Source organism: Corynebacterium lujinxingii, assembly GCF_014490555.1.
In the GTDB taxonomy this organism is placed as follows: domain Bacteria; phylum Actinomycetota; class Actinomycetes; order Mycobacteriales; family Mycobacteriaceae; genus Corynebacterium; species Corynebacterium lujinxingii.
This window is the reverse complement of sequence record NZ_CP061032.1, coordinates 1,756,460-1,777,328: the sequence shown is the minus strand read 5'-3', so window position 1 is coordinate 1,777,328 and position 20,869 is coordinate 1,756,460. Positions and strand designations below refer to the sequence as shown.

At 66.5% G+C, this 20,869-nt stretch carries 21 protein-coding genes; 17 read left to right on the top strand and 4 right to left on the bottom strand.

Annotated features, from left to right (window positions below):
- The first annotated feature begins 18 nt into the window (after window positions 1-18).
- Genes IAU68_RS08775 through IAU68_RS08760 form a run of 4 tightly spaced genes read left to right on the top strand, consistent with a single transcriptional unit; the run spans window position 19 to window position 3,908 of the window.
- A complete protein-coding gene (locus tag IAU68_RS08775; RefSeq protein ID WP_171192915.1) occupies window positions 19-570 on the top strand; it encodes a hypothetical protein in 552 nt (183 codons plus the stop codon).
- A gap of 10 nt (window positions 571-580) precedes the next feature.
- Complete coding sequence (locus IAU68_RS08770; protein ID WP_171192914.1) at window positions 581-2,554, top strand: M3 family metallopeptidase; 1,974 nt, start codon at window positions 581-583, stop codon at window positions 2,552-2,554.
- Between the two features lie 28 nt (window positions 2,555-2,582).
- Window positions 2,583-3,635 (top strand): trypsin-like serine peptidase, encoded by a 1,053-nt coding sequence (locus IAU68_RS08765; protein WP_171192913.1) that lies wholly within the window; start codon window positions 2,583-2,585, stop codon window positions 3,633-3,635.
- A gap of 12 nt (window positions 3,636-3,647) precedes the next feature.
- Window positions 3,648-3,908, top strand: coding sequence for a hypothetical protein (locus IAU68_RS08760; RefSeq protein WP_171192574.1), 261 nt, complete (start codon window positions 3,648-3,650; stop codon window positions 3,906-3,908).
- On the opposite strand, the gene malQ is transcribed toward IAU68_RS08760, so the two are convergent.
- On the bottom strand, window positions 3,905-5,980 hold the full coding sequence (gene malQ, locus IAU68_RS08755; RefSeq protein ID WP_171192912.1) for a 4-alpha-glucanotransferase: 2,076 nt from the start codon (window positions 5,978-5,980) through the stop codon (window positions 3,905-3,907). The genes IAU68_RS08760 and malQ overlap by 4 nt on opposite strands.
- 40 nt (window positions 5,981-6,020) lie before the next feature.
- Here malQ and IAU68_RS08750 point away from each other — a divergent pair, with 40 nt between their 5' ends.
- The 10 genes from IAU68_RS08750 to pdxY all read left to right on the top strand — a co-directional run bounded on the left by IAU68_RS08750 (window position 6,021) and on the right by pdxY (window position 16,351).
- Window positions 6,021-7,859, top strand: a complete 1,839-nt coding sequence (locus tag IAU68_RS08750) for an AMP-dependent synthetase/ligase (RefSeq protein WP_171192911.1) — start codon at window positions 6,021-6,023, stop codon at window positions 7,857-7,859.
- Between the two features lie 85 nt (window positions 7,860-7,944).
- On the top strand, window positions 7,945-8,613 hold the full coding sequence (locus IAU68_RS08745; protein WP_171192910.1) for a hypothetical protein: 669 nt from the start codon (window positions 7,945-7,947) through the stop codon (window positions 8,611-8,613).
- Complete coding sequence (gene hemW, locus IAU68_RS08740; protein ID WP_171192909.1) at window positions 8,614-9,732, top strand: radical SAM family heme chaperone HemW; 1,119 nt, start codon at window positions 8,614-8,616, stop codon at window positions 9,730-9,732.
- 10 nt (window positions 9,733-9,742) lie between these two features.
- Window positions 9,743-10,756 (top strand): heat-inducible transcriptional repressor HrcA, encoded by a 1,014-nt coding sequence (gene hrcA, locus IAU68_RS08735; protein ID WP_171192908.1) that lies wholly within the window; start codon window positions 9,743-9,745, stop codon window positions 10,754-10,756.
- A 10-nt stretch (window positions 10,757-10,766) separates the two neighbouring features.
- Entirely contained in the window at window positions 10,767-11,900 is a 1,134-nt protein-coding gene (dnaJ, locus tag IAU68_RS08730; RefSeq protein ID WP_171192907.1) for a molecular chaperone DnaJ, read from the top strand.
- Window positions 11,897-12,592, top strand: a complete 696-nt coding sequence (locus IAU68_RS08725; protein ID WP_171192906.1) for a 16S rRNA (uracil(1498)-N(3))-methyltransferase — start codon at window positions 11,897-11,899, stop codon at window positions 12,590-12,592. The genes dnaJ and IAU68_RS08725 overlap by 4 nt, the downstream gene beginning before the upstream one ends.
- A gap of 11 nt (window positions 12,593-12,603) precedes the next feature.
- Entirely contained in the window at window positions 12,604-13,626 is a 1,023-nt protein-coding gene (locus tag IAU68_RS08720; protein WP_171192905.1) for a PhoH family protein, read from the top strand.
- A complete protein-coding gene (gene ybeY, locus IAU68_RS08715) occupies window positions 13,623-14,189 on the top strand; it encodes an rRNA maturation RNase YbeY (RefSeq protein ID WP_171192904.1) in 567 nt (188 codons plus the stop codon). Before IAU68_RS08720 ends, ybeY begins: the two co-directional genes overlap by 4 nt.
- Window positions 14,186-15,475: a hemolysin family protein gene (locus IAU68_RS08710; protein ID WP_171192903.1), complete on the top strand. Its 1,290-nt coding sequence runs from the start codon at window positions 14,186-14,188 to the stop codon at window positions 15,473-15,475. Before ybeY ends, IAU68_RS08710 begins: the two co-directional genes overlap by 4 nt.
- 24 nt (window positions 15,476-15,499) lie before the next feature.
- Window positions 15,500-16,351, top strand: a complete 852-nt coding sequence (gene pdxY / locus IAU68_RS08705; RefSeq protein ID WP_171192902.1) for a pyridoxal kinase PdxY — start codon at window positions 15,500-15,502, stop codon at window positions 16,349-16,351.
- On the opposite strand, the gene IAU68_RS08700 is transcribed toward pdxY, so the two are convergent.
- A complete protein-coding gene (locus tag IAU68_RS08700; protein WP_171192901.1) occupies window positions 16,352-17,389 on the bottom strand; it encodes an HNH endonuclease signature motif containing protein in 1,038 nt (345 codons plus the stop codon).
- 109 nt (window positions 17,390-17,498) lie between these two features.
- On the opposite strand from IAU68_RS08700, the gene era reads away from it, so the two are divergent.
- The 3 genes from era to IAU68_RS08685 are packed head-to-tail and all read left to right on the top strand — an operon-like array spanning window position 17,499 to window position 19,857.
- Window positions 17,499-18,416 carry a GTPase Era gene (gene era, locus IAU68_RS08695; RefSeq protein ID WP_171192900.1) on the top strand — a complete coding sequence of 306 codons (918 nt, stop codon included), beginning with the start codon at window positions 17,499-17,501 and terminating at the stop codon, window positions 18,414-18,416.
- The gene (gene recO, locus IAU68_RS08690) at window positions 18,406-19,122 is read left to right on the top strand and encodes a DNA repair protein RecO (RefSeq protein WP_171192899.1); all 717 of its coding nucleotides are present in this window, start codon (window positions 18,406-18,408) and stop codon (window positions 19,120-19,122) included. Before era ends, recO begins: the two co-directional genes overlap by 11 nt.
- Before the next feature lie 9 nt (window positions 19,123-19,131).
- Window positions 19,132-19,857 carry an isoprenyl transferase gene (locus tag IAU68_RS08685; RefSeq protein ID WP_171192898.1) on the top strand — a complete coding sequence of 242 codons (726 nt, stop codon included), beginning with the start codon at window positions 19,132-19,134 and terminating at the stop codon, window positions 19,855-19,857.
- On the opposite strand, the gene IAU68_RS08680 is transcribed toward IAU68_RS08685, so the two are convergent.
- Both IAU68_RS08680 and IAU68_RS08675 read right to left on the bottom strand, forming a co-directional pair.
- Complete coding sequence (locus tag IAU68_RS08680) at window positions 19,854-20,282, bottom strand: Fur family transcriptional regulator (RefSeq protein WP_171192897.1); 429 nt, start codon at window positions 20,280-20,282, stop codon at window positions 19,854-19,856. The genes IAU68_RS08685 and IAU68_RS08680 overlap by 4 nt on opposite strands.
- Window positions 20,283-20,293: 11 nt before the next feature.
- Window positions 20,294-20,749, bottom strand: coding sequence for an ArsR/SmtB family transcription factor (locus IAU68_RS08675; RefSeq protein WP_171192896.1), 456 nt, complete (start codon window positions 20,747-20,749; stop codon window positions 20,294-20,296).
- Between the last annotated feature and the right edge of the window lie 120 nt (window positions 20,750-20,869).

Below are 20,869 nucleotides of genomic sequence, written 5' to 3'. Positions count from 1 at the left end.
ACAGAAAACGAGGCGCACATGTTCCACCGCACCAGCACCCGGCTCGCCGCCGTCCTTCTCGCCGCGACGCTGCCGTTGGCCGCCTGCGTGGACGAAAGCGACACCAAGGTCGGCGAGACCAGCGAGGACCTTGAGGAGTCTGTCGAGGCGAAGGAAAACGAGAAGCCGTCCTTCAACGTCGAGGAGACCGACCCGAAGGTGACCGACAAGATCACCGGTGAATCGGTCGAGGACCCGGCGATGGAGCTGTCCTACAAGTGGCAGGGCACCTCGAGTTCTGGCAACGGCTCGGTGGTCGTCGTTGCGGTGACGAACAAGTCGGACGCGCCGCTGCCTGTCGACGCGCTCACCCCGGCACTGCGCTACAACACCGGCGACGACAACTTCACGGACGCGACCTACATCTCCGATCCGGAGAAGGCGGACGTGGACGTCGTGGGCATCGACCGCCCGCTGGGGCCCGGCGCGACGACGAACGCGAAGTTCCCGTTCGACGTGGCCCCGGGCAACCTGTGGGACGCCGAATTCACGGTGGGCAACGTCACGTTCAAGGGGAATTTGAACAACTAGACTGGCGCGCATGACAAATCCACTGCTTGCGCCTTCGACCCTGCCGTACAACCTGCCGGACTTTGCCGCGATCCGGCTCGAGCACGTGGAGCCCGCCTTCGACAAGGCGCTTGCCACGCACGCCCAGGAGATTGCGGCGATCACCACCGCCGACGAGCCGACGTGGGGAAACACCGTGGAGGCGTTCGAGTTGGCGGGTGCGGATTTGGACCGCGTGATGGCGTGGTTTTTCAACCTGCAGGGCACCGATTCCACCGACGAGTTCGATGCGGTGGCCGACCGCATCGTGCCCAAACTGTCGGCGCACATCGACTCGATTTACCAAAACGGCGAGCTCTACTCCCGCATCAAGCAGGTGAAGGCTCCGAGCGATGAGGAGTCGCAGAGGCTTCACGACGAACTTATGCGCCGCTTCACCCGCCGCGGCGCCGACCTGGACGCGGCCGGCAAGTCGCGGCTCCAGGAGATCAACCGCCGCCTGTCGGAGTTGTCGGAGCGTTTCGGCCGCAACCTGCTCGCGGACACGAAGTCGCTCGCGGTGGAGTTGACCCGAGACGAACTCGCAGGTCTCTCGGAGGCCCAGATCGAGGCGTACAAGGACGGCGACCGCTTTGTCGTGCCGATCGAACTGCCCACCACGCAGGCTCTGCAGGCGGAGCTGGAGGATTCCGGGGCGCGCCACAAGCTTTTCGACGCCTCGCGCGCCCGCGGCCGCGACACCAACGCCGACATCGTGAAGGAAGCGGTGCGCCTGCGCCTTGAGCGCGCGAAACTGCTCGGGTTCGCCTCGCACGCCGATTACGTCATCGCCGAGGAGACCGCCGCCACCGCGCAGGCCGCGCGCCAACTCATCGCGGACCTGGCGCCGGCCGCGGCGGCCAATGCAGAAGCGGAGCGCAAACTCGCATCCGAACTCGCCGGCGAGGACCTAGACGGCGCCGACTGGCCCTACTGGCAGGCGAAGCGCCGCGAGCAGGCACTCGGCATCGACGAGGCCGAGATCCGCAAGTACTTCCCGCTCGAGCAAGTGCTCGAAGACGGCGTGTTTTACGCCGCGAACCTGCTCTACGGCATCACGGTAGAAAAGCGCGAGGACTTGAACGGCTACCGCGACGACGTCGACGTCTGGGAGGTCAAGGAGGAAGACGGCACCGGCATTGGGCTGTTGCTCACGGACTACAACGCGCGCTCGTCGAAACGCGGCGGCGCCTGGATGAGCTCCTTTGTGGACCAGTCGCACCTCGCCGGCACCAAGCCGGTGGTGGTCAACGTCATGTCGATCACCTCCAACCTGCTCACCATCGACGAGGTCACCACCGTCTTCCACGAGTTCGGCCACGCTCTGCACGGGCTGCTGTCGGACGTGCGCTACCCGTCGAACTCCGGCACGAACGTCCCGCGCGACTGGGTGGAATTTCCCTCCCAGATCAACGAGAACTACGCCTTTGCCCCCGAGATCGCGCGCAACTACGCCCGCCACGTAGACACCGGCGAGGTCATTGCCGACGAGCTGCTCGCCGCGCTGAAGGCCTCGCGGCAGTTCGGCCAAGGCTTCGACACCGCCGAGTACCTCGCGGCCAGCGCGATCGACCTGGCGTGGCACTCGCTTGACGACGACACCGAGCTCGACGCCGACCTCAACATCGCCGCCTTCGAGCAAGAGGCCCTGCGCGAGGTCGGCCTGGACATCGACGGCCTCGAGCCGCGCTACCGTTCCACCTGGTTCAACCACATCTTCGCCGGCGGCTACTCCGCGGGCTACTACTCCTACCTGTGGGCCGAAGCGCTCGACGCCGACGGTTTCCAGCTCGTCGAAGAAGAAGGCATCAACCGGCGCACCGGCGCGAAGTTCCGCGAGCAAATCCTGTCCAAGGGAGCCTCGCGCGACTACGCGGAGGCCTACCGCGCGTTCCGCGGCCGCGACAAGGACACCCGCCCGCTGCTTGAGCGCCGCGGCTTGTCCGGGTCCGATATTTCTTCCTAAGGCCACTGCCTGGGATAGGCTAACCGGCATGCGCAACGGCAACCTGCGACTCAAACGCGCCGGTGCGGCGGCAGCGGCGGCGCTCCTAGCGCTCGCTGTGCCCGCACCGGCGCCGGCGCAGGCTGCCCTGAAGGTGGAGCAGGGCGGGCGGATATTCGTCGATAATTTAGGCACCGACAAACTCACTGCCTGCACCGTCGGCTACAACGACCCGCGCAACCGCCGCAGCTACACCGCCGCCCACTGCACGGTGCACAACGGCGACTATCTGCCGCAGGGCGCGGTAGTCTACGTCGCCGACGAGCGCGGCCGCCAACGCCCCGAGCCCGCCGGCCTTGTCTTCCCGGCGCTGGCGTACAACGCGAAAAGCGGCGCGAACGACTGGGCGGTGATCTACTGGTTCGACGGCGTCGACATCGGCCGCAACCCGTTCGGCGGCGCGTACGTGCCCATCAGCGAGCTGACCACCGACGACACCATCTGCTACCACGGCTACGCCTCCCACGGCGACACCCAGGATGCGAGCTGTGGCAAGTTCGTCGGCACGATTGAAAACACCACCTACTTCGACGCGCCGGGCCTGCCGCAGCACGGCGATTCCGGCGGCCCAGTGTTCGTGCCCGGCCGCGGGCTGATCGGCGTGATCTCCGGTGCGAACTACTTCGCCGGCGACGACCGCCAGGAGATCCTCGGCTTCGAGCGCTCGTCCGCGCTCTACAGTGGCCCGTCGTACAGCGCGGAGCGCGTCAGCGCCTTCTTGGACGACGAGTACGCGCGTCGCTTTCCGACGACCCCAGCGTCGAAACCGCCCGTCGCCCTCAACCCGACCGCGGAGGTGGCACCGACGGCAACCGCCGCGCCCACCCCGGCGCCGATGCCCGAGCCTGAGGCGGGCGGCACGCCGACGTTCCCCTCGGGCGCGGCCACCCCGTCGTGGGTGCCGAAGTCGCCGCCGGCGACAACCGCTCCGGCACCGGAGCCGGAGTCGACCGACGCGCAGGTGGTCGGGATCGTGCTCGGCGTCGTCGCGGTGTTGGCGATCTTCGTGCCGCTGTTCGCCTGGGTGATGGGGCTGATCTAAGTGGGCTGGCTTATGGGGCTGGGACCCTGGCTTCAAGTGCCGGTGATCGTGCTGCTCGCGCTGCCGGTGTGCGCGGTGGTGGGCTACGGGCTGCTTTGGGTCGTCGATAGGCGAGCGCTAGGCTTTGACACCATGGCAAACCCCGAAGAGCTGCGTCGGCAAGACCAGCAGCTGCCCAAAGCAAAGCGCAAGTACCCGCAGTCGCGGGTCACCCAGGTGATGTGGGTGCTCATCGCGCTGGTGATCGTCGCCGCCGTCATCGGCGCGCTCTAGCGTTTCGACGCCTCCGCGATCCGCGCAAACGACTCCACCGTGTCCAGATCCTCGATGAGGACGGGGGTGCCGGTGGCGTCGCACAGCGGCATGCGCCAGTTGGAGTACTGCTCGCCGTTGGTGCCGGGCAGGTTCTGGATGCGCTCGTCGCCGACCATGTCCACCAGGGTCGTGCACGTCATCGCCGACGGGGTAGAGGCGACGAAGCGGGTGAGGCCCTCCACGATGTCGTCGGTAAGCGCCCCTTCTGCGCGGGCGAGGTCGATGACCTGGTCGATCCAAACCTTGTCGGCGGCGTTGAGCGCGTCGACGGTGTCGTCGACAAGCCCGAGCTCGTGGCGCAATTCGTTGTGCGCGCCCTTGAGATAGCCGGCGGTCGGCGGCAGATCGTGCGTGCCCACGGCGGTGAGCGCCAGGTTGCGGTACTGCTGCGACGGGCGCGGCATCTCCGGCGGCACCGACTCGAACCACAGCACGGAGGTGCCCAACACGCCCTTGTCGCGCAGCACGTCTTGGACCCACGGCTCGAACGTCCCTAGGTCCTCGCCGACGACGACCGCACCGGCGCGCTCCGCCTCGAGCACGAGCGTGCCCAGCATCGCCTCGAAGTCGTAGTTCATGTACGCCCCGTGCGTCGGAGTGGCGGTGCGCGGCAACCAGAACAGGCGGAACAGCCCCAGGACGTGGTCGACACGGATGCCGCCGGAGTGGCGCAGCACGGTGCGCAGCAGGTCGCGCCACGGGGCGTAGCCGAACTCCGCGAGTTGCTGCGGGTTCCACGGCGGCTGCGACCAGTCCTGGCCCTGCTGTGTGTACTGGTCCGGCGGCGCGCCGACCGACGCGTCCGGCACCAAGACCTCGTGCAGCGTTGCCGCGTCCGCGCCGCCGGGGTGGATGCCCACCGCCAGGTCCGTCATGATGCCGATGGACATCCCGGCGGCCACAGCACGCTCCTGCGCGTGACGACGCTGCTCGTCGGCGACGAACTGCAGCCACATGTAGAAGTCCTTCAACTCCTCGACATCGCCGCCGGCGTGCTTCGGCGCAGCCTCGTGCTCCGACTCGGCGGCCTGCGCCGCGCACCAGTACGCGAACTCCTCGAGGCCCTCGCCCTCTTCGCGGCAAAACGTCTCGAAGGCGCGGGTGCGCGCCGTATCGGCCTGCGAGCGCCAGAACAGCTCCCGCAAGCACGCGAGTTTTGTGGCGAACACGCGGTCGCGCTCCAGCGGCGCGGCGGTGGTGTTCATGGCTTTCAACGGTGCGGCGAGGTCGGCGATGGCGGCGCGTTGGTCGTCGTCAAGCAACGCGTACTCGGGGACGTCCTCGACCGCGATGTAGATGGGGTTGATGAAGCGCCGCGAGGTGGGCAGGTACGGCGAATCCTCCACCGGCGGCACTGGCTGCGCGGCGTGCACCGGGTTGATCAGCAAGTAGTCGGCCCCGTGCGCGGCCACCGTCTCGGCCAAAAGTGCCAGGTCGGCAAAGTCGCCGATGCCCCACGAGCCGCGCGAGCGCACCGAGTACAGCTGCGCCATGACACCCCACACCGGGTTTTGGATGACCTCCGCGTTGGTGGATAGCGTCTGCGGCACGACGAGCAGCGTGCACACCTCGTCCAAGTTGTCCGACTCCAAGTGCAACTCGTGCCAGCCAGCCGGCAGGTCGCCGGGGGTGCGGAACGTCGCCTCGCCCCACACCACCCCGTCCGAGGCGGTATACGGCGGCGCCCAGTTCTCGTCCTGGTAGCAGTCGCGCGACGAGCCATCCTCGAGCCGGATCCAGCAGTGCGCAAAGTGCCCGTCGTGGACGTGGACGTTGAAGTGCTTCTCCGCGCCTTCCTGCGCCACCACGGTGGGCGGCAGGGGGCGGGTCGCCCAGAATTCGCGGCGGGCGTCGAGGTGGAATTGGAGTTCTTCGGTGCCGGGGGCGTCGCTAAGCGAAAGACCTAACGCGCGCAACAACTTCACAAACGACGCCGCCGGAGGCTGCGTGATCAGCCCGCTGGTGGCGCGGTAGGAGGTGCCGAAGCCGTACGACTCCGCGAGAGCGTGCAGAAGATCCACGTTGGTCACGCTTCAGCATTCTGCCAAAACAGCGGTAGTCTTGGGGACCATGCCTTCAACTTCGCACACGACGGAACTCGGTTTCACACTCAGCGACACGGACACCTGTTTGAACAGGTTGATCGAGACGTGTGAGGCGCACCCGCACCTCGTGCTGTTTTCGCGCCCGCGCAACTACGAGTGGGTCTCGGTGACTGCGGGCGAGTTTTTGGAGGAGGTCTACGACGTTGCGAAGGGCCTGGTCGCCGCGGGTGTTGAGCCGGGTGATCGCGTGGCCATCTTGTCGTCGACGCGCTACGAGTGGACGCTGGTCGACTTCGCCATCTGGGCCGCCGGCGCCGCGTCCGTGCCCATTTATCCGTCGTCGTCGATGCACCAGATCCAATGGATTTTGGAGGACTCCGGCGCAAAACTCGCGTTTACGGAAACGCGCGACCACACCCAACTGATGAGCCCGTTTTTGCTCGGCGAGGAAGGCACCCCGCGCATGGCGGATTCCACCTCGAAACTCGAGCGCATCTACGAGTTCAACTCGGCCGCGGTGGAGCAGATCAAGTTCGAGGGCCGCGAGGTGGAGCAGTCGCTTATCGACGACCGCGTGGCCGCCATCCGCCACCCCGATCTGGGCTCCATCGTGTACACCTCCGGCACCACCGGCCGGCCGAAGGGCGTGGAGATCACCCACGGCAACTGGGCGTACCAGTGCTGGGCGCTGTTGGAAAACGAGATCGGCTCCGTGTCGTTCCCGGGCCAGCGCATGGTGACGTTTTTGCCGCTCGCGCACGTGCTCGCGCGCGCGGTGGCGCTGGCGTGGACGATTTCGGGAGCGACGCAGTCGCACTGGTCCGACACCTCGACGCTGACCGTTGAACTGCAGCGCGTGCGCCCGAACCTGGTCGTCGGCGTGCCGCGCGTGTTTGAGAAGGTGCGCGAGGGCGCGTACAACAAGGCGGCCGACGGCTCCGCGATTGGCAAGCGCCTGTTCCTGGAGGCCGAGAAGGCCGCCATCGAGTACTCCGAGGCGCTCGATACCCCGGAGGGCCCGTCGCGGGTGCAAAAGGCGAAGGTGAAGCTCTACGACAAGCTGGTCTACGCCAAGATCAAGGAGGCGATGGGCGGTTCCGTCTGGTACGGCATTACCGGCGGGTCGGCGATGAGCGCGGACTTGTCGCACTTCTTCCGCGGCATGGGGGTGCCCATCTACGAGGGCTACGGCCTGACCGAAACGTGCGCGGCGGCGTGCGTGAACAATGCCGACGGCAACAAGGTCGGCACCGTCGGGCGTCCGGTGAACGGCTACTCGGTGCGCATCAACGACGACGGCGAGATCGAGTTCAAGGGCCCGGGCGTGTTTGAACAGTACTGGGGGAATCCGGCCGCGACCGAGGAAGCGCTCACCGACGGGTGGTTCAACACCGGCGACCTCGGCGAAGTGGACGAGGACGGCTACGTCTCGATCACCGGCCGCAAGAAGGACCTGATCGTCACCGCTGGCGGCAAGAACATCTCGCCGGGGCCGATGGAAGAGATCATTCGCCAGGACCCGTTGATCTCCAACGCGCTGGTGGTCGGCGACGGCAAGCCGTTCGTCGGCGTGCTGGTCACCCTCGACGAGGAGGAGTTGAAGCGCTGGAAGGCGAACCACAACATTCCGGCGAACAAGAAGGTCGCCGATCTCGCCATGGACCCGGCGCTGCGCGCGGAGGTCCAAGACGCGGTGAACATGGCGAACGCGACCGTCTCGCGCGCCGAGGCGATCAAGAAGTTCCGCATCCTGGACCGCGACCTGTCGGAGCAGCACGACGAGATGACACCGACGATGAAGGTGAAGCGCAACGTGGTCTTCCAGCGCTTCCAGGAGGACATCGACAAGCTGTACCAGCGTTAGCGGCGCGCCTAACCTCCTTTGCGGGCGCTGTGGAATAGCATCCCAACTTGTCACTTCCACAGTCCGTTTTAAGGGGGTTCACGCCGTGCACAAAACTGCAGCCGTGCTGCGCCACCGTGAACTCACCCAGGAGATCTACAACATCGGCGACGAGGTTGCGGAGTACATCGAGCACGTCGCCGAATCCATCGCGGACTACGACGGGGAACTCACCGAGGATTGCCTCGCCGAGTTCGAGGAGATTGTCGACGACGCCCGCCAGGACGCCCGACGCGTCGTCGCCGAACTGATCGGGCTGCGCCAGGCGCTGACCTCCGGCCGGGCCGCCGGCACGTTATCCGCCGGCGCGCGGCCGGAGGAGCGCATCCCGGAACCGGAGCTGCTCGACGCTTCCGGCTTAAAGGACCTCTTCCCGCTCAACGCCCCGTTTTCGGTGCAGACGATGCAAGACGCGCTCGTCGGCCGCACCGAGCTGGTGGTGCAGCACTTAGAGGAGATCGTCTCCTACACGTTGGAGCAAACGGACATGGTCGCCCGCGAACTCGGCGTGGTCTCGCTGCCGCACCTTTACGCCCGCGCAGGCGAAATCGTCGAGGCCGCCGTGCTCGGCTGGGTGGAGACCGTGTGCCTGGACCACCCGGCGTTCGTGCGCACGATGCGCGGGTCGAACCCGCCGGAGTTTTTGGAGGAGCGCGAGCGCATCGACCGCATCGTGGCCAAGGTGGCGGCGAAGCGCTCGCGTCGCGGGGCGTAGATGGATTCCTTCGGCGTCTATATCCACGTGCCGTTTTGCGCGACGCGCTGCGGCTACTGCGACTTCAACACCTACACGCCCACCGAGGTCGACTCCTCCCACGCGCAGTACTTAAACGCGCTGGAGCGCGAACTTGAACTCGCCGCCGCCAAGGGGCTGCCGCAAGCCGAGACGGTGTTCATCGGCGGCGGCACACCGTCGCTGCTCGGCGCGGGGGGCTTAGGTCGCATCCTCACCGCCGTGCGCGATACGTTCGGGCTCACAGGGAACGCGGAGGTGACCACGGAGTCGAACCCCGAGTCCACCAGCCCCGAGTACTTCGCCGGGCTGTTAGAGGCCGGGTTCACGCGCGTCTCACTCGGCATGCAGTCGGCCTCCACGCCGGTGTTGAAGGTGCTCGACCGCCAGCACACCCCGGGCCGCGCCGTCGCCGCCGCCCGCGAGGCCCGCGCGGCCGGTTTCGAGCACGTGAACCTGGACATGATCTACGGCACGCCCACCGAAACCGACGACGACGTCCGCCGCACCCTGGACGCCATCTTGGGCACGGACGTCGACCACGTCAGCGCCTATTCGCTCATCGTGGAAGACGGCACCGCCATGGCGCGCAAGATCCGACGCGGCGAACTGCCGGCACCACAGGAGGACGTCTACGCGGACCGCTACGAGATCATCGCGTGCACCCTCGAGGCGAACGGATACGACTGGTACGAGGTGTCCAACTGGGCCAAGCCGGGCGGCGAGTGCCGCCACAACCTCCTCTACTGGCACAACCAGAAGTGGTGGGGCGCAGGCCCGGGCGCGCACAGTTTCATCGGCAACGAGCGCTTCTTCAACGTCAAACGGCCCGAACGTTACGCCCAATTGCTTGACGACGACCACCTGCCCATCCAGGCCACCGAAACCATCACCGACGAGGAAGCCCACACGGAGGCGGTCATGCTGGGGCTGCGTCTGTGCGAGGGGATTCCTGCCGGGTGGGTGGGGGATAAGGCGCGTGGGGTCGTCGATAAGCATGTGCGTGCTGGACTGCTGGAGCGCGGCGAGCGGCTGCGGGTCACGGACGCAGGCCGGCTGCTTGCGGACGGCATCATCACCGATATCCTGGCAGCCGAGTAAGGAGGCACACATGAGCGCAGCGGACGAGCGGCGCCAGGCGGTGCTGCGCGCGATCGTCGCGGACTACATCGCAAGCCAGGAGCCGGTGGGGTCGAAATCGCTGGTGGAGCGGCACAACATGCAGGTGTCCTCGGCGACGATCCGCAACGACATGGCGGTGCTGGAGCAGCAGGGCTACATCTCGCAAACCCACGCGTCGTCGGGGCGCATCCCTACAGAGGCTGGCTACCGCGCGTTTGTCGACGCGCTCCACGACGTCAAACCCCTGTCCGCCGCGGAGCGCCGCGCGATTCTCGAATTCTTGGAAGACGGCGTGGATTTGGAGGACGTGCTGCGCCGCTCGGTGCGGCTGCTGTCGCAGCTGACCAACCAGGCCGCGGTGGTGCAGTTGCCCACGCTCACGGTTTCGCGGGTCAAGCACTGCGAGGTCGTCGAACTTACCCCCACGCGGCTGCTGCTCGTGCTGATCACCGACGCCGGCCGCGTCGACCAGCGCAACGTCGACCTCGCCGCACCCATCGGCGACAACGGGGTGCGCGGGTTGCGGGATGTGCTCAATGAGGCGCTCGTCGGCAAGCATATGCGGGAGGCGTCTGCGGCACTTGCGCGCGTATCGACGAACGCCCCACCGCACCTCGCCGACGCCGCCGCCCGCGCCGCGGAGGTGCTCATCACCACGCTTGTCGACGCCACACCCGATCGCCTCATCATCGCCGGCTCGTCCAACCTGCTGGTGCCCTCTGGCGGGCTGCAGGACGTCATCGACGCGCTCGAGCAGCAAGTCGTCGTGCTGAAACTGCTCGCCGGCGCCCAAGAACTCGAACGCGTCTCCGTGCGCATCGGCCGCGAGAACGAGGATGAGGAATTATCTTCCGCCTCGATTGTTACAACAGCGTACGGAGCGGGAGACGCGGCCCTTGGCGGGCTCGGGGTAGTCGGTCCGACGCACATGGACTACCCCGGTACCATGCAAAAGGTTGCCACCGTGGCCCGCTACATCAGCCGCATCCTGCGGGGCGAATAGAAGGGAAGATATGGCTCGCGATTACTACGGCATCCTCGGCGTGGACAAGGATGCCACGGAGCAGGAGATCAAAAAGGCGTACCGCAAACTCGCGCGCAAGTACCACCCGGACGTCAACCCGTCCGAGGAGGCCGCCGAGAAGTTCGCGGAGATCGCGGCAGCGCAAGAAGTGCTGCTGGACCCGCAGAAGCGCTCGATCGTCGACCGGGGCGGCGACCCCATGGAGGCCCGCGGCGGCATGGGCGGCGCGGCCGGCTTCGGCGGCGGCTTGGGCGACATCTTCGAGGCGTTCTTCGGCGGCGGTGGCGGCGGGGCGCGCCAGCCACGTTCGCGTGTGCAGCCGGGCAACGACGCACTGCTGCGCACCTCGATCACGCTCGCGCAGGCCTACTCGGGCATCAAGCAGGACATCTCCGTCGACACGGCGGTGTTGTGCGACAAGTGCCACGGCTCCGGGTCCAAGTCCGAGTCCAAGCCTGTCACCTGCGACGTGTGCCAGGGCCAGGGCGCGGTGCAGGAGATGCAGCAGTCGTTTTTGGGCAACGTCATGACCACCCGCGAGTGCCCGAAGTGCCACGGCTACGGCGAAGTGATCACCGACCCGTGCACCCAGTGCGCCGGCGACGGCCGCGTGCGCGCCACCCGCGACCTGGTGGTCAACATCCCGGCCGGCATCAACTCCGGCATGCGCATCCGCATGGCGGACCAGGGCGAGGTCGGCCACGGCGGTGGCCCGGCCGGCGACCTGTACGTCGAGGTGCACGTCGAGCCGCACCCGGTGTTCGTGCGCGAGAACAACGACCTGCACGTGCGCCTGACGGTGCCGATGTACGACGCGGCGCTCGGCACCGAACTGTCTGTGGAAAACCTCGACGGGGCTCAGACCGCCATCAAGGTGCCCGGCGGCACTCAGCCGGGCGACCGCGTGGTGCTTTCCGGTGAGGGCATGCCGCGCCTGCGCCAGGAGGGTGCTGGCGACATGATCGCGCATGTCGAGGTCACCGTGCCCACCGCGCTGACCAACGACGAGCGCGCCACCCTCGAAGATCTTCGCGACGGCCACCCGGACAACCCCGCCGTCCAGTCGGAGGGCGAGTCGCACGACGGCTTCTTCTCCCGCATGCGCGACCGCTTCCGCCGATGAGCCTGCCGTACTTTCTTAGCGACGACCCCACCTCCGGCATCCTCACCGGCCCCGAAGCCAAGCACGCGAACGTCAAGCGCATCCAGCCCGGCGAGCGCATCATGCTCACCGACGGCCGCGGCACCCAGGCCGAAGTCGTCGTGGAGCGGGTGGCGGGCGACCGGGTGGAGGGGGTCGTCGATAAGCAAACGTTCGTAGAGCGCCCCACGCCGCGCGTGACGGTTGTGCAGGCAGTCCCGAAGGGCGAGCGCGCCGAACTCGCCGTGGATCTTGCGGTGCAGGGCGGGGCGGATGAGATCGTGCCGTGGATTTCGCACCGCACGATCGCGCGCTGGCCGGCGAATAAGCAGGCGAAACAGGTGGCGAAATGGCGCTCGCAGGCCGTGGCCAGCGCGAAGCAGGCCCGCCGTGCGTGGGTGCCCGAGGTGCGCGAGCCCGTGACGACGAACCAACTGTCCGAAATGCTCCCTGAAGGCTCTCTTGTGCTCCACGAAGACGCCGCCGTACCGCTGCGCGAGGTGGAGTTCGGTGACGACGTGTGGCTCATCGTCGGGCCCGAAGGCGGCATCGGCGCAGACGAACTCGAGCTGCTCGGCGCTCAGGCGGTGAAGTTGGGCCCGGAGGTCCTGCGCACCGCAACGGCCGCATTTGCCGCGTTGAGCGCGATCGGCGCGCTGACTACCCGCTGGTAGGGTAGGCGCACATGGAAGAAATGGTCACGCGCAAGGTCGAGCTTGATTCCGCCTACGCGCAGTCCGTCCTCGGCATCAACGACGACAACCTGCGGGTGCTCGACCGTTACCTGGACGTGGAGTTCCACGCCCGCGGCACCACCTTGTCCGTGCGGGGCGAGGCGGATCAGGTCGCGCATGCGCTCGCCGTGATCGAGGAGTTGGAGTCCATGGCGCGCCGCGGGGTGCCGCTCGGCACCGACACCGTCGTGGAGGCGGTGCGAATCATGGAGGTCGAGGCCCCCGGCTCCGTCGCGGAGATTCTGGGCGAGGAGATCATCGCCCGCCGCGGCAAGGTGATCCGCCCGAAGACGGCTGGTCAACGTCGTTACGTGGACGCGATCGACAACAACACCATCACGTTCGGCATCGGCCCTGCCGGTTCCGGCAAGACGTACCTTGCAGTGGCCAAGGCGGTGCAAGCGCTGCAGAACAAGCAGGTCAAACGCATCATTTTGACGCGCCCCGCGGTGGAGGCCGGCGAGAAGCTCGGGTTTTTGCCCGGTGGCCTGTCGGAGAAGATCGACCCGTACCTGCGCCCGCTGTATGACTCGCTGCGCGACATGATGGACCCGGAAGCCATCCCGAAGCTCATCGAGGCCGGCATCATCGAGGTCGCCCCGCTGGCGTACATGCGCGGGCGCACGCTGTCGGACGCGTTCGTCATCCTCGACGAGGCGCAAAACACCACCGGCGCGCAGATGAAAATGTTCCTCACCCGCTTAGGTTTCGGCTCGAAGATGGTGGTCACCGGCGACACGTCCCAGGTGGATCTGCCGCGCGGCACCGTCTCGGGCCTGCGTGTGGCGCGGCGCATCCTCGCTGATATCGACGACATCTCGTTCCAGGAGATGCGTGCCGACGACGTCGTGCGCCACCACCTCATCTCCCGTATCGTGGCCGCCTACGACCGCCACGACGCCCAAAACGCGCTGCGCTACGAAAAGCGACAGCAAAAGATCGAAGCCGAGCGAGAGGCGGAGGCAGCCGAGTGAGCATTGAAGTCTTAAACGAGTCCGGCGAGGCCGAGGTCAACGAGGAGATGCTTATCGACGTCGCCTCCTACGCCCTGCGCGCCATGGACGTCCACCCCGATACCGAGGCGACGATCACGCTTGTCGACGAGCCCGCCATGGCCGGCCTCCACGTCCGCTGGATGGACCTGGAAGGGCCCACCGACGTGATGAGTTTCCCCATGGACGAACTCACCCCGGGCGGCGGGCGCCCCGACGCCGACGTCCCGGGACCTGCGATGTTGGGCGATATCATCTTGTGCCCGGCGTACGACCGCAAGCAGGCGGAGATGGCCGGCCACGATCTCGCCCACGAGATGGCGCTGCTCACCGTCCACGGGGTGCTGCACCTGCTCGGCTACGACCACATCGAACCCCAAGACGAGCGCGAAATGTTCGCGCTGCAAAACGAACTGCTCGCCGACTGGTACGACGACCTGGCCCGCCGCGGCGTCGAATACCAGCCGAAGCCGGCCGGCCCGCACGCGTTCCCGTCGGCCGCCGACCGCGACGAGTTAGACAAACTGATGAAGGGCACCGAGTGACGCTCACCCTCACCTTCGCAGCGGTGACCGTTGTCGCCCTGCTGCTCTCCGGCCTGCTCGGCTCCATCGAATCCGCCCTGGCCCCCATCTCCCGCGCCCGCGTCGAGGGCATGGTCAAAGACGAGGAGGCGGGGGCGCAGGCGCTGCTGCGTGTCGTCGATAATCGCGCGAACCACGTCAACACGCTTGTGCTGCTGCGCACCGTGCTCGACGTGCTCGCCGCCGTGTCCGCAGCACTCGTGGCGATGGACCTCATCTCGGCGACGGGGTGGGCGATTGCGGTGGCGGTGGTCGTCGTCACGCTGTTGCAATTTTCCATCATCGGCGTGTTCGCGCGCACCGCGGGCAAGCGCAACCCGTACACCATCTCGCTCAAAGCCGCACAGGGGCTGCACGTGTTCCAGACGGTGCTCGGGCCGGTCGCGAAACTGCTCATCTGGGTGGGCAACCTGTTCCACCCCGGCGACGACTTCCGCGACGGGCCGTACGCCACTGAAGTCGAACTGCGCGAAATGGTCGAAGTCGCCCAGGAAAAGGGCGTGGTGGAAACCAGCGAAGGCCGCATGATCCAAAACATCTTCGACCTCGCCTCCACCAACGCGCGCCAAGTGATGGTGCCGCGGCCGGAAATGGTGTGGATCGAAGGCGAAAAACGCGCCCGCCAGGCCACCGCGCTCATGGTGCGCTCGGGGCATTCGCGCGTGCCGGTCATCGGCGAAAACGTCGACGAGATCATCGGCGTGGCCTACCTGAAAGACATGTTCACCGAACGCGGCGCGCCAATCGACCCGGACACGCCGCTGCCTGCCGTGATGCGCGAGCCGCTGTTCATCCCGGACTCGAAGCCGCTCGATGTGCTGCTGCGCGAAATGCAGCGCGACAACACGCACATCGCGTTGCTTATCGACGAATTCGGCACCGTCGCAGGCCTCCTCACCATGGAAGACCTGCTCGAGGAGATCGTCGGCGAGATTACCGACGAGTACGACGAGGACGAGGAAGCCCCCATCGAGGAGGTCGAGCCGGGGAAGTTCCGCGTGCAGGCGCGGCTGCCGCTCGACGACCTGGTGGACTACCTGGCGGACCACCTGGACTACGAGCTGGAGTACTCGGAGGAGGTCGTCGACAATGTGGACACCGTCGCCGGTCTGCTGTCCTACGAGCTGGGGCGCGTGCCGCTGCCGGGGGCGTCGATTCTGCGCGACGGCATCCGCTACACCGCGGAAGGGGGGAGGGATCGCCGCGGCCTGGTGAAGACGAGAACGGTGCTTGTGTCGGTGAACTAGCGACGCCACTCTAAACTTGCTCGTATGAGCAATATTCTCTCCATCCAGTCCGCCGTCGCGTTTGGCCATGTTGGCAACTCGGCGGCGGTCTTTCCGTTGCAGCGCATCGGCCACGAGGTGTGGCCGGTCTACACCGTGAACTACTCCAACCACACCGGCTACGGCGCGTGGGAGGGCCCGATCATTCCGGCCGCCGACGTCGCCGCCGTGTTGCGCGGTATCCGCGACCGCGACGCATTCCCGCTTATCGACGCCGCCCTCACCGGCTACCAGGCATCCCCCGAAATCGGCGACGTGATCGTCGACGCCGTCACCGAGATCAAGGCCGCGAACCCGGATGCGCTCTACGCCTGCGACCCGGTGATGGGCTCTGCAACGTCGGGGTGCTTTGTGCCGGATGCGGTGCCGCCGATGTTTAGGGAGAAGGTCGTGCCGGCAGCGGACATCATCACGCCGAACCAGTTCGAGTTGGGCTACCTCACCGAACGAGACGTCACCGACCTCGATTCCACCCTGGCAGCTGTCGACGCCGCGCGCGAAATAGGCCCGTCGACCGTCCTGGTTACCTCGGTGAACCGCCCGGAAACACCGGAGGACGCCATCGAGATGATCGCGGTCGACGACAACGGTAAATGGATCGTGCGCACCCCGCGCATCCCGGCGAAGCGTAACGGCTCCGGCGACGTCACCGCAGCGCTGTTTACCGGCCACTACCTGCGCGGCCGGGACGCGAAGGACGCGCTCGCCAAGACCGCCTCGTCGGTCTACGACCTGCTGCGCGTGACCTACGAGGCGGACGCAACCGAGCTCAAGCTTGTCGAAGCGCAGGACTTTTACGCCGAACCACGCATGCAGTTCAGCGTCGAAGCGCTCTAGTTAGCCGAACAGCACCTCCATCGCGCCGGTGACGGTGGCCACTTCGGCCCCGTTCGGCGCGATCCACCGGATGCGCCCGCCGCGGGTGTCGATGTGGCCGCGCCACCCGAGCCACCGGTCGTCGTCGTTGACGCCGTTGTGGTAGGCGCACAATTCGGTCAGGTTGTCCATGTTGGTCATCCCGCCGTGTTTCCAGGCCTGCATGTGGTGGGTTTGCGTGGTTTCGGCGCTGTGCCGGCAGTCGGGAAACGCGCAGCCCGGCGACATCAACTTCGACAAAGTGCGCTGCTTCGCGTTGGCAAACCGCTCGCCCCGGTACAGGTTTACAGCGCCGTCCTGCGGGTGGAACGCGGCGACCTCGAGCACGTCGCCGAATTCCTGTTGCAGAAACTCCGCGCCGGTCATCGTGGTGCCGTCGGTGAGCATCAACTGCACGTCGTCGCCGGCGCCGCCCATGATGCGAAGGTAGTCGTGCACCGGCACCAGGATCATCGGGCGGAACGTGGTGCGCGGCAGCGCGGAGCCGTCGCGAAGCACGCGAAACAGCGCGTCAGCCAGTTGCGCGGCGGCCGGCTCGTCGTCGGAGATCGCAGCTCGCAGCATGTGCTCCAGGTCGGCCAGGTCGCGCTCGTTATAGGTCATTGTCATGGTGCGCATGCCACCCCGCGAGCGGCTAAACCGGCAGGCGGGTTTCGGCGGCGGGGTGGGGTCGTCGATAAGCTTCGCGATGCGCTTCGACAGCGCCCGAAACGACCCGCGGTGCCGCAGCAGCTCCAACCGGATGCGCCACCGCTCCGCCGCCGACGGCACCGCTGCAAGTTTCTTCTCCAGGTGGACGAGTTGGTCGAGCGGCATGCCGTCGGCAAGCACGAGCGCGTCGGCCTGTTTGCGCGTGAACTGCGTGGGGCCGTAATACACGTCGTGGACGCGGGCGAGGTCGCGGATGCGTGTCGTCGATAAGCCAGCTGCGAGCGCGGCGTCGCGGGAGAAGTCGGCGAGCACGCCAACGCCTGCGGAAAGAAATGTCGTGAAGTTCATGGCCCGGACGCTAAGCAGCCCGGACACCGCGCACAAGACCCAGCAAAAAATCTGTGGATAACCCCCGCCCGGGCCGGAAAAGTTATCCACAGCGGTAGAATCCCAACCCATGATCGATTTCGGGTTCAGCAACGCGCCGGAAGGCTTCCGCTCGGGCTTTGTCAGTTTCGTGGGCCGGCCGAACACCGGCAAATCGACGCTGACAAACGCGCTGGTGGGGGAGAAGATCGCCATCATGGCGGACCAGCCGGAGACCACCCGCCACCCGATCCGCGGCGTGATCAACCGCGACGACGCGCAGGTGGTTGTCGTGGACACCCCAGGCATCCACCGGCCGCGCACGTTGCTGGGCGAGCGGCTCAACGATGTGGTAAAGGACACCTTCGCGGACGTCGACGTCATCGGGTTCACCGTGCCGGCCGACGAGAAGATCGGCCCCGGCGACCGCTACATCCTCGACGAAATCCGCACAACCAAGCCGAACACGCCGATTGTCGGCATCGTGACCAAACTCGACAAAACCGGCAAGGACACCGTCGGCGAGCGCCTGCTCGAACTGCACGACCTGCTCGGCCCCGACTCGGAGGTCGTGCCGGTCTCCGCCACGGAGCAGGTCCAGCTGGACACGCTGCTGGACGTCCTGGTCGCCCAACTGCCGGAGGGCCCGCGCTTCTACCCCGAAGACCACACCACCGACGAGGACCTGGAAACGCGCATCGCGGAACTCATCCGCGAAGAAGCGCTGCGCGGGCTTCGCGACGAACTGCCGCACTCGGTGGCCGTACAAGTCGACGAGATGATCCAGGAGGACCGCCGCCTCAAAATCTACGCCGTGCTCTACCTGGAGCGCCCGGGCCAGAAACGCATCATCGAGGGCCCGGACGGGCGGCGCTTGAGCGGCATCGTGCACCGCGCCCGCAAGCAGATCATCGACCTCGCCGGGCAGAACGTGTACCTCGACGTTCGCGTGAAAGTGCTGAAGAACTGGCAGCAGGACCCGAAGGCGTTGGGCCGGCTTGGCTTCTAGGCCGTCGTGGCGCGACCGCGCGTTCGTGGTGCGCACCTACGACTTCGGCGAGGCGGACCGCGTCATCGTCCTGCTCACGAAAGACCACGGCTTGGTGCGCGGCGTGGCCAAGGGCGTGCGCAAGAGCAAGAGCAGGTTCGGCTCGCGCCTGCAGCCCTTCGTGGACGTTGACGTGCAGGTGTATCCGGGCAGAGGCTTATCGACGATCACCGCTGCCGACACCGTCACCTACTTCGGCGCCCGCATCATCGACGATTTCGACCGATACGCCGCCGCCTGCGCCGTCATGGAGGTCGCCGAAAAGCTCTCCTACGACCAGGGCGACCCGGAGCTGTTCCGCCTGGTGCAGGAGGCGCTGACGAACCTGCAGACCGATATGCACCCGACGCTTGTGCTCGACGCGTTCATCCTCAAGGCCACCGAGCACGCCGGCTGGGGGTTGAGCCTGTTTCACTGCGCGAACTGCCAGGCGCCGGGCCCGCACAAGGCGTTCAACCCGGCCACAGGTGGGGCGGTGTGCAACAACTGCCGGCCCACCGGCTCGATGGATGTGGATCCGGAGACGTTGCACGATATGTGGTTGTTGCGGGGCGGGTACGAGGTGTCGTCGTCACGCGTGGCCCAGATTCACCGGGCGAGCGTCCAGCACGCGCAGTACAACCTGGAGACCGGGCTGAAAAGTTTGAAGATCATGGAGCAGGCATAATTGACGCCCATGGGCGCACCACAGATTGACAAGAAGTTCATCCCGAAGCACATCGCACTCGTGATGGACGGCAACGGCCGTTGGGCGCAGCAGCGCGGCCTCAAGCGCACGGAGGGCCACAAGGTCGGCGAGGAAAAACTCATGGACGCCGTCGACGCGTGCATCGAACTCGGCGGCGTGGAATGGCTGTCCGCGTACGCGTTTTCCACGGAGAACTGGAAGCGCTCGCCTTCCGAGGTGCACTTCCTCATGAACTTCACCCGCGACGTGCTGCGCCGCCAGCGCGACGAGCTGCACGCGAAGAACGTGCGCGTGGTGTGGTGCGGACGCCGGCCGAAACTGTGGGGCAGCGTCATCGAGGAGCTCGAAGTCGCCCAGGAGCTGACCAAGCACAACACCGGTCTCACACTCGCGATGTGCGTCAACTACGGTGGCCGCGCGGAGATCACCGACGCAGTGCAGGCGCTTATCGACGACCACGTGCGCCACGTCGACGAAAAAACCCTCCAGCGCTACCTGTACCACCCCGAGATGCCGGACGTGGACCTGTTCCTGCGCCCGTCGGGCGAACAGCGCACGTCGAACTTTTTGCTGTGGCAGTCGGCGTACGCGGAGATGGTGTACCAGGACGTGTTGTTCCCGGACTTCACTAAGCAGGACTTATGGGACGCGGTGCTGGAGTACGCCAAGCGCGACCGCCGCTTCGGTGGCGCGGTGGATAAGTTCGACCGCTAGCGTTTCGCCTGGCAGGCCCGGCAGACGCCGTAGATTTCGGCGTCGTGGCCGACCAAGTCGTAGCCGTAGCGCGCGGCGATGAGTTCGGCCCATTTTTCCACGGGCCCGCCTTCGATTTCCTCGCTGCGGCCGCATTCGGCGCACACGAGGTGGTGATGGTGGTGGTGCGACAGGCAGTCGCGGTAAAGCGTCTCGCCGTCGGGGGAGTGCAGCACGTCGACGGCGTGGACCTCGGCAAGCGAGGCGAGCGTGCGGTACACCGTGGTCAGCCCGACCGATTCGCCGCGCTCGGTCAAAAGCGTGTGGATGGTTTTCGCGGAGGCGAACTTGTCCAGGCCGCGCAGCGTGTCCACAACCGCCGCGCGCTGCTTTGTCATCCGCGGGCCCAGTTTGGGCACGGGACGTGTGCTGTGTGGGCGGGTCATGCCCGGCAAGCCTAGTCGCGCCGCGGTTTCGGCGTGCGTGGGGTCAGGCCCGGGTCGATTTCGGGGCGCACTTCGATTGGCGGGTTGATGATCGCGGCACCGGCAGCGGTTTCGTTGTGGATGCTGTTGCGGCGCTTACGCCGTGCGGCGAGGTCGTCGCGTGCTTCGTCGATACGCGACAGCTCCACGAGTTCGCCGATGACGTCGATGACTTCCGGGCGCGCCAGCGCGTAGAGCACCTCGCGGCCATTGCGTGACGACGACACCAGCCCCGCCCTACGCAGCACCCGCAAATGCTGCGAGATGAGCGGCTGCGATTTTTCCAGTTCGGTGACGAGTTCGTGGACGACGCGCTCGGCGTCGTCGAGAAGCAACAGTATTTGCAGCCTGGTCTTCGAGTCGAGCACTTTGACCAGCGCAGCAGTGCGGTCCAACTCCTCCGGCGAATACTGAAGGTTGTCGCGCATTGGCGTCCCCTTTCCTCGCCGTGGCGTTCACAGTGTTTCCCCACAGAGTACTAAAGTTTCCGAAATTGTGGGACTTACGTCCAAACGGGTCCTCGTGTCTCGCGCGTCGAGTCAGCGACT